Genomic DNA, 8110 nt, shown 5'->3' with positions numbered 1-8110 from the left:
CGTAACTGTAAGGTAATGCTGTAATCAGCCCAGGGTAAGTCTGCTAATAAGCGTTCATAGCGACTATGAATTTTGTGAGTTGGTTGATGACACACTGGACAATTAACTACTGTTCTAATTGCGGAAACAATCAACCAAATCTTCGTTTTTATCTCGTCAAGAAGGCAATCTTCAAGTCTCAGATTGCTTGAATCTGGTAATAGGTGAGTTAGCACCGACATAGAGCTTGCTGAGGCTTATTCCTCAAATGTTTGATGAAGTGAAGTTTGAAGTATCTCAATTATATCTTTCTGACTTCTGCCTTCTGCCCTCTGCCCTCTGCCTTCCCCCAACCAAGATCACCAAAAGTTGCCAAGACCCTTAATGTGGTTTCAAAATTGCCTTGTTTGCAGTTTGAAGCGTTTATGTTTGCAGTTCCTTACACATAAAGGTAAAGAAATTGAAGCTATGATTCAAGCGGCAGGAGCAAATCTTATTTATTTACCGCCTTATTCTCCCGATTTTTCACCCATTGAAAACTGTTGGTCAAAAATCAAGAGTATACTACGTTCTATTGGTGCCAGAAATTATCCTTCTTTAGCCAAAGCAGTTGAAGAAGCTTTTAATAAAGTGTCTTTAAAAGATATCCAAGGCTGGTTTACTCATTGTTGTTACTGTACCTCACTAGACTAGGAAACGCTATATAATTAAAATTTATTGTGAATAAATCAAAAATGTGCTGTTGATAATTATACATTTTTCATTTACTTCTAAATTTAGATTAAACATTCTTGAGAAAATACTCAAACATCCATATACACATATCAAGATGAAATTAAGATGAAATAATTATCAGCCGTTGGAAATAAATTACAATCATGCCATTAGGAAGATGAAGTTTACCCTTGGAACCTCTTAAGTTGAGGCGAGAAAGTTTTGTCATCAGATGTGTATGGCGATAGCATAAATTATTTACCCTTTTGCTTAGTAGAAGGTGATAGTACGCAGATACGACAGCGGCTTCAAACTAGAGTAGTGACCGCATAAACACAACGCAAAACAATCACTACAAGAAAAATTAAGGAGGGAGAATGGCTAATATTGGTTTATTTTTCGGCACTCAAACAGGTAATACTCAAACTGAAGCGGAAACAATTCAAAAGGAATTTGGTGGAGAAGACGTAGTAACGTTAAATGACATTTCACAAGCTGAACCAAATGATTTTAAGGATTACAGTTATATCATCATCGGTTGCCCTACCTGGAATATTGGTGAATTGCAAAGTGATTGGGAAGATTTCTATGATGAGCTAGATAACATTAACTTTAGTGGCAAAAAAATTGCTTATTTTGGAGCAGGGGATCAGGTTGGTTATCCTGATAGCTTTCAAGATGCAATAGGGATTTTGTCAGAAAAAATTTCAGAAAAGGGTGGTGAAACAGTTGGCTATTGGTCAATAGATGGTTATGAATTTAGTGAATCTAAAGCCGTCCGCGATGGTAAATTTGTAGGTCTAGCGCTTGATGAAGATAATCAGTCTGACTTAACGAATGAACGAATTAAAGCTTGGGTTGTTCAACTCAAACAAGAGTTTGGTTTATAGAGGAGTATAAAGTCTCGTACTGGAAAGGTGCAGTTCTGAACTAGCTCTTTCGGTCAGTAAAGCTTCTTTAATTTAGGTAACGTTAATAATCATTGTTAAGCCACCCCCACCTTCCACCTCAACGTTGTCGTTTGTTGCGTGATGGGCAATGTGGCAATGTAGCAACCACTTACCCTGATCGCGAGCTGTCCAAATTACGTCGTAGCGTTCACCGGGAGCTACATTGATAGTGTCCTTTTCTATTTGGGCAACGGCGGGTAGAGGATTACCGTCTGTTTCAATAATTTTGAATGGGCCGCCATGAATATGCATTGGGTGGATGAAGGCATTATTTGAACCAATAAAGCGGAAGCGGATTTTTTGACCAATTTTGGCGTTGATTGTTTCAGTAGAGGGATAAGCTTTACCATTAATCGTGAAGAAGTTAGGCATTAGCCCTTCCATCGGCATTGCTGGAAAGGTGTAGCCTTGCTTTATTGTCCACTCCTGAAGCTGAACCAAAACGTCTTGATCGTAGGCAGGAGTTTTTGGTTTATTCTTGGGATCGATGATTAACGCACCGTACATCCCTAAAGTTTGCTGACGATCTACATCTTTGTGAGAGTGGTAAAAGTAAGTGCCTGCTTGCTTAACAGTAAACTCGTAGATATAGCTCGCACCAGGTGCAATTGGCTTTTGGGTAACATCGGCTGGCCCGTCCATGTTGTTGGGTAAAATCATGCCATGCCAATGTACTGTGGTTGATTCTGGTAAGTTGTTCTTGACTACAATCCGGACGCGATCGCCTTCAGTAACTCGAATCTGCGGCCCCGGAACTTGACGGTTGAAAGCATAAGCAGCTACTTGAACGTTTGGTAGGATATTCCATTTGATCAAAGAAGCATCAAGGTTAAAGATTTTCACACCATTCTCTAGTTTAGGTGTTAGAGTCTGATCCCCTCGTGCATCAACGGGAGCACTATAGGCTATCTTTGTCAAGTCTACTGCTGCCATGTCTGCCATTGCTTCCATGCTCATATCAGAGGTCATAATCATTCCTGGGGGCATGACTAAACCATTCATTTGAGTGACGCTACTCATGGGTGCAGGCGGTAGTGATGATACTGGAGTCGGAAATTTGGTGCCACCCATATTCATGCCAGACATTGACTTGTTGTCGTTATTCATATTCATCCCAGGCATGGATTGGTTGCCCATATTCATTCCTGGCATTGACTCAGGCTGCATATTCCTAGCACTCATGGTAAAGTTGCCGTAGAGTGCGGCGATGAAAACACCAAATGCTAAGGCTAATAGTGTTAACAGCGTCACTGCTAGAAGTTGCGATCGCGTAGCTTTGGGTTTCATTGACATACCCGCGTGCAAATCGCCAGCAGAAGAATTCATCTCTATATTTCGACGGGTTTTCATGGTTACATTCCTTCCATAAACTGGTCTGTATCAGCATTGGGTGCAGGCACTTTATCGGAAGTTGCTGTAATTTCTTCTCTTTCAGCAGCTAAACTGTGACCACCTTTACCTAATGCCCGAACGGTTCCCATCCCATGTTTTAGACCAACAGCAACTAGCCACATATTAACGGGAAAAGCAACTACAAATCCTACTAAAGTTGCCAAAGACATCACGCCCCAGAACCGAATTGAGGTTGCCTCCATCGCTGTCATATCACGGCTCATCAGGATGACCATTACTGGAATCATTCCTGCCATCACCGCATTCATTGAAAGCCATTCCGGCATAAAAGAACGCCGGACGGCTTTGAGATATGAACCACCCAGCATATCTTTCATAAACAAAGATTGAAAAACAAACAGCCCAAAGGCAAAGCCGAAAAAATACTCAGAAATTACATCAAGCCACATGGGTAGTCCGAGGGTCATGGTAATTGCGGCAGCAACGATAATTCCCGTTGCATCACCAGCTAAACAGTGAATTGTCGAACCAACGGTCTGTTTCCACAATGGCTTGACAAACTCTTCATGCTGCATTGGAGCTGGTTCTTTACAAGACAGAATGTACAGTGCCGCACCAATTACTCCTGTGTAAAGAGTCACTAACAACCATCCCCACTTCATTACAGTTAGTTCAGGATTACTAGTGAACGCATCCCAGGATACATAAATTACTGAGAGAACTGTCAGACTAAACCAAACAATCAAAACAGTATCAATCCAAGCAGAACTTTTGAAGTTTGCCTCATTCATGCCAGACATATTCATGCTGGGCATATTTGAGTTGCTCGCAGGCTGAGGTAAAGGTGAGTTTTGAGCAATAGAATTAGGAATTCTCTCAAGATAATCAGGTAATTCCTGGCCTATTCCTAAACGAGGAGTTAATAGCACTAATCCCAGAGTTAGTACTAGTAAAACTATCCATAAAATTGATTTGGGACGCATATTTACCTTGGAATGTACAACAAGCTAGTTCTTCAAAAGCGTATCTTCTCAAAGAGTTTTGGCTTTATGATTAGCAAAAGTTAGCGTAGGGTGAAAAATTCTTCCGCCGCTGAAGGATGAATACCAATTGTTGCATCAAAATCTTTTTTAGTGATACCTGTCCGAATAGCAAGTCCAAGACATTGAATAATCTCAGGAGCGTATTCACCGACCATATGAGCACCGAGTACCCTGTCTGATTTAGTATCAACTACTAATTTAATGAGAGTTTTCTGTTCTGGTTCAGCAATGGCATCAAAAAGAGGTTGAAACCTTTGAGAATAACAGTGTATTGATTCCCCAAATTTTTCACGCGCTTGGGCTTCAGTCAAGCCAACCGTAGCCGCTTCAGGTCGAGAAGAAAGTACTGAGGGAACGCACTCTAAATTCACAGTTCGGGGATGATTACCAAATACGGTGTCAGCAAAGGCACGACCTGTGGCAATGGCGACAGGAGTCCAATGGGGTCGGTCAGTGCAATCTCCAACAGCAAAAATATTAGCCTGAGTAGTACGGCTGTATTCATCTACTGCGATCGCTCCTTGTTTAACTTGAATACCTGCTTTTTCTAAATCAAGACCACTTAAATTAGGAACTCGACCTATGGCGCAAAGAACGGTATCTACAGTTAGAATATCTTGTTTATTTCCTAACAAACTCAAACATAAACAGTCCTTATTTTTTTCAATTTTTTCAACAACAGTATGGCAGAAAATTTGAATACAATTTTTTATCATACTTTCCTGAACTGTAGCTCTAATATCTTCATCTCGACCTGGTAAAATACGCTCTTCAGGCACTATTAAAGTAACTTTTGAAATCAGACCGTTCAAGCTGCCAGCAAACTTCACTGCTATCTGGTCACTACCAATAATGGCAATATGCTTCGGTTGCTGCTTTATTTCAAACATCTGACGTGTAGTAATAGCATATTCAATTCCTGAGATTTCAGGTTTTACAGCTTCTCCACCTACAGCAATTAATATTTTATTAGCAGTAATCTGGCGGCCCCCAATATCCAAAGTATGAGAATCTAAAAACTTTGTTTGTCCCCAAATTAGGTCTACCCCTGCTTCTTCAAGATGCTGAATATGCAATTTGCTCAGATGTTTGATTGCTCGGTCTTTAGCTGCCATAAATTTATGCCAGTCAATGCGGTCACTTACTTTATCCCAACCATATTCGTCGGCATCTTCAAAAACGTGGGAAAAACTAGCAGCATATGCCATAAGTTTTTCTGGAATACAGCCATGCATTACGCAAGTACCGCCTACTTGGTCGCGTTCGGAAATTAACACACGAGCGCCATGAGCAGCAGATTGTCTAGCGGCAGCAACACCTCCAGGCCCTGCACCAATTACAAAAAGGTCATAATCAAAGCTCATAAATTATTAACTCTGTTTTTATTTATTTATATTTTTACCTTTTCACATATTGATGAAATTAATATGAAATTCTTAGAGTTTTAATTAAAAAACAATCACGCATACCCAAATGAAATCAGCATGAAATTAGTCTATGTAATTAGTAATAAATATTATTCATGCCATTAGGTAGACGCAAGTATATTGATAGTTTTTTAATGTAAGCATGAAGAAGGCATAAATACTGCCTCATGTGAAATTGACGACTTGAAATCGGAGGTATAATTATGACGACAGCCCAATCTCATCAATCCTTGCTTGAAACTTGCATAGAGGCTTGCTTTGATTGCCTGCGCGATTGCGAAAACTGTGCCGATGCCTGTTTAAGTGGCAACATGGTACAGATGATGGCTCAATGCATTAAGCTGTGCCGAGACTGTGCTGATACTTGCGCTCTGTGCGCTCGTTTTATGTCTCGCAATTCGCCTCTCCATGCTCAGATATGCGGAGTCTGTGCTGAAGCTTGCGATCACTGTGCCAGTGAGTGCGAGAAACACGATAGCGACCACTGTAAACGCTGTGCCGAATCTTGCCGTCGCTGTGCGGATTCTTGCCGTCAAATGGCGAAAGCTATGGCGTAAATCTCTATAATCGCTGACAGCTACGTTGCAAAATAATTAAAATTTATGCCACACCATGTATTACGAGACAAAATCATGCCAATCATCCACGTAATACATGGAATTTCTCAGAACGACTACTAAGTATTACACAATACTAGTAGGAGATAGAGAAGCGATTAGCCTCTCACAGATAGATTAGGGTTAACTTAATCGTTAACGTTAATTTTCTTAGCCAATGTCTGAAATTTGCGTTGTTCACCAGCTTGTTTACGCTGTTGATAACGTTTTCTAGCTTGGTTTAGTACCTCTTGCAATAATTCCTCATTTTCTGAGCAGACGATAAATGCAGCTTCTAGGAAAGTATCTCTAGTAATTTTATTTACATTGCAAAACGTATCTAGCTTGGTATCAATATCCTGTTCTAACCTGATTGTTCGCCTGATGATCTGGGTTAACTCTAACTGCGGTTCTTGATTAGAAGTGCTTACCTTATCGTTTATTACTTCCTCACTATCTAAATCTGGTTTTGGTTTTTCAGGTAAATGACTAAATTCAGTAATTTGGTCATTTAGTAAGCTATTGTGTTGTACTTTTACAAGTGTTGTATCCCGTGCTGGAACACTTGGACGTGTCTTTTTCTTAAGGCGCTCAAAAACATCAGACATTCTTTTGTAACCTCTCGATAATTTGTTGGAAGGGAGTTTCGAGTTGTTCAAAGCCCAGAGAGGACAAACTTACACCTTTATCTATGGCTTTTTTAAATTGTTCAGATTCTAAAATTGAAGGTAAAACGACTATTTCTTCGGCAATTGTTCGCATTGCACTGATACTCGCCTTACTTTGTGCGACTTGGTTATTACCTACCCATTTATCTCTGAATGGCAAGATGCCAAGCACTATCCCTGAAAAAGCATCAATTTCTTGAAGTTCATCAACCAAACTCAGAGTTCGGATGAGAGAATTTACACCTTTGGATGATGCTTCTACAGGAAGGATAATATGGTCAGCTGCCCCCAACGATGTAAGGCAGATTTGCGATCGCTGAGGTGGCGCATCGACAATGCAGTATTGGAATAAATCTGATATCTCTTTTAAGCGTTTGCTCAGAACAATCGCTCCCATACCACTCCCGGATAAAAATTCTTGAGCATTATCTAATCCATCATCAGCAGGAATTAACCATAGGTTTTCTCCAATTTCGTAAATACCGTCTTCAGTATTTATCTGTTTTTTCAGAACTTCTAGAAGCGTGGGTTGATTCTGCTGAACTTCGTGCCCCAGGTAAAAAGTTAGGTTCGCTTGGGGATCGGCATCAATCATCAGTACACGCTGTCCTGTTTGAGCAAGCATTCTACCCAACAAGATTGCAACAGTTGTTTTTCCCTGGCCACCGGATAAGGATGCACAAGTAAGAGTTAACATTTTACTGACTACCGACAGCATGGTGTAAATTAGTCAATATCATAATGCATAATGTCATTTTTAAATTATTTAGTCATTATATAATTTAGTCATTCAGAAATGACTAAATTTTTTTGAGCGCTATTTAGTAATTATTTTAGCTCCCAAAAAGCCTTACTATTCAGGAAGATAGCTGTAAATATAGATTTTTGTCCTGTTCACTTATTACAAATTTTAGTCAAGACTGAATTTATCCCTCTTCTGTAACTTTCCGGGTATTCTGAATAAAAGAATAAAAAAGAAAACCTTGAAAGGTAAGTAGGGCAATGGATGTAGAATTACAAATCCTCAAGCATTTGCCAAGAGATGCTCACCCAACAGTTACCATCATAGATGAATATTGTGCAGAGTATAAAGACCTGTTTAAAGAAGTAAGAAATTATGAGTGTTTCAAATATTTACATCTGGGAATAATGTCACCAATTAAAAGAAAATCGTTACCAGAGATAGCGAAAGCCGTAAGTATAAACTCTGCACAGTCATTACATCATTTTTAGCTAATTCAGATTGGTCAGTAGAGGAATTAAAACAACGAAGATTAAATCGACTAAAACAGCATTAGATGGCAATGCGATTACAGTAGTAATAGATGAAACAGGAGACAGGAAAAAAGGAAAGAAGACTGATTATGTAGCTAGGCAATA

9 protein-coding genes and 1 pseudogene are annotated in these 8110 nt (G+C 39.7%); 4 read left to right on the top strand and 6 right to left on the bottom strand.

Annotation, left to right across the window (positions count from 1 at the left end):
• Nucleotides 1-221: transposase family protein (locus MIC7126_RS32170; protein WP_017656239.1), on the bottom strand; the 221-nt coding region annotated here is incomplete at its 3' end.
• 142 nt (nucleotides 222-363) lie between these two features.
• On the opposite strand from MIC7126_RS32170, the gene MIC7126_RS0126930 reads away from it, so the two are divergent.
• Both MIC7126_RS0126930 and fldA read left to right on the top strand, forming a co-directional pair.
• The gene (locus tag MIC7126_RS0126930; protein ID WP_017656238.1) at nucleotides 364-672 is read left to right on the top strand and encodes a transposase; all 309 of its coding nucleotides are present in this window, start codon (nucleotides 364-366) and stop codon (nucleotides 670-672) included.
• Nucleotides 673-1070: 398 nt separating this feature from the next.
• Nucleotides 1071-1583, top strand: coding sequence for a flavodoxin FldA (gene fldA / locus MIC7126_RS0126925; RefSeq protein WP_017656237.1), 513 nt, complete (start codon nucleotides 1071-1073; stop codon nucleotides 1581-1583).
• A gap of 72 nt (nucleotides 1584-1655) precedes the next feature.
• Here the strand turns inward: fldA and MIC7126_RS0126920 are convergent, their stop codons facing one another.
• The 3 genes from MIC7126_RS0126920 to gorA all read right to left on the bottom strand — a co-directional run bounded on the left by MIC7126_RS0126920 (nucleotide 1656) and on the right by gorA (nucleotide 5403).
• Nucleotides 1656-2993, bottom strand: coding sequence for a multicopper oxidase family protein (locus tag MIC7126_RS0126920; RefSeq protein WP_026100555.1), 1338 nt, complete (start codon nucleotides 2991-2993; stop codon nucleotides 1656-1658).
• 2 nt (nucleotides 2994-2995) lie between these two features.
• Nucleotides 2996-3979, bottom strand: coding sequence for a DUF4396 domain-containing protein (locus tag MIC7126_RS28515; protein WP_238553735.1), 984 nt, complete (start codon nucleotides 3977-3979; stop codon nucleotides 2996-2998).
• Nucleotides 3980-4059: 80 nt separating this feature from the next.
• The gene (gorA, locus tag MIC7126_RS0126910) at nucleotides 4060-5403 is read right to left on the bottom strand and encodes a glutathione-disulfide reductase (RefSeq protein WP_017656236.1); all 1344 of its coding nucleotides are present in this window, start codon (nucleotides 5401-5403) and stop codon (nucleotides 4060-4062) included.
• A 266-nt stretch (nucleotides 5404-5669) separates the two neighbouring features.
• Between gorA and MIC7126_RS29845 the strand changes: the two genes are divergently transcribed.
• Nucleotides 5670-6023, top strand: coding sequence for a four-helix bundle copper-binding protein (locus MIC7126_RS29845; protein WP_081603104.1), 354 nt, complete (start codon nucleotides 5670-5672; stop codon nucleotides 6021-6023).
• Between the two features lie 188 nt (nucleotides 6024-6211).
• Here MIC7126_RS29845 and MIC7126_RS28510 read toward each other — a convergent pair whose 3' ends face one another.
• Together MIC7126_RS28510 and MIC7126_RS0126900 are read right to left on the bottom strand one after the other, a co-directional pair.
• Nucleotides 6212-6670, bottom strand: a complete 459-nt coding sequence (locus tag MIC7126_RS28510) for a carboxysome distribution maintenance protein McdB (RefSeq protein ID WP_017656235.1) — start codon at nucleotides 6668-6670, stop codon at nucleotides 6212-6214.
• The gene (locus tag MIC7126_RS0126900) at nucleotides 6663-7427 is read right to left on the bottom strand and encodes a ParA family protein (RefSeq protein ID WP_017656234.1); all 765 of its coding nucleotides are present in this window, start codon (nucleotides 7425-7427) and stop codon (nucleotides 6663-6665) included. The genes MIC7126_RS28510 and MIC7126_RS0126900 overlap by 8 nt, the downstream gene beginning before the upstream one ends.
• Nucleotides 7428-7732: 305 nt before the next feature.
• On the opposite strand from MIC7126_RS0126900, the pseudogene MIC7126_RS29840 reads away from it, so the two are divergent.
• A pseudogene (locus tag MIC7126_RS29840) lies at nucleotides 7733-8110 on the top strand (transposase); the annotation flags it as partial.

Origin of the sequence: Fortiea contorta PCC 7126, from assembly GCF_000332295.1 — a bacterium.
GTDB classification, from domain to species: Bacteria; Cyanobacteriota; Cyanobacteriia; order Cyanobacteriales; family Nostocaceae; genus Fortiea; species Fortiea contorta.
Note: the sequence above shows the minus strand (reverse complement) of the source record. Positions and strands in the feature narration are given on the sequence as shown.

What these genes read in the sequence shown, in the direction of transcription:
- MIC7126_RS28510 (WP_017656235.1), bottom strand. Translation starts at nt 6,670, where the DNA reads ATGTCTGATGTTTTTGAGCGCCTTAAGAAAAAGACACGTCCAAGTGTT.
- MIC7126_RS29845 (WP_081603104.1), top strand. Translation starts at nt 5,670, where the DNA reads ATGACGACAGCCCAATCTCATCAATCCTTGCTTGAAACTTGCATAGAG.
- MIC7126_RS0126900 (WP_017656234.1), bottom strand. Translation starts at nt 7,427, where the DNA reads ATGTTAACTCTTACTTGTGCATCCTTATCCGGTGGCCAGGGAAAAACA.
- fldA (WP_017656237.1), top strand. Translation starts at nt 1,071, where the DNA reads ATGGCTAATATTGGTTTATTTTTCGGCACTCAAACAGGTAATACTCAA.
- MIC7126_RS0126920 (WP_026100555.1), bottom strand. Translation starts at nt 2,993, where the DNA reads ATGAAAACCCGTCGAAATATAGAGATGAATTCTTCTGCTGGCGATTTG.
- MIC7126_RS28515 (WP_238553735.1), bottom strand. Translation starts at nt 3,979, where the DNA reads ATGCGTCCCAAATCAATTTTATGGATAGTTTTACTAGTACTAACTCTG.
- gorA (WP_017656236.1), bottom strand. Translation starts at nt 5,403, where the DNA reads ATGAGCTTTGATTATGACCTTTTTGTAATTGGTGCAGGGCCTGGAGGT.
- MIC7126_RS0126930 (WP_017656238.1), top strand. Translation starts at nt 364, where the DNA reads ATGTGGTTTCAAAATTGCCTTGTTTGCAGTTTGAAGCGTTTATGTTTG.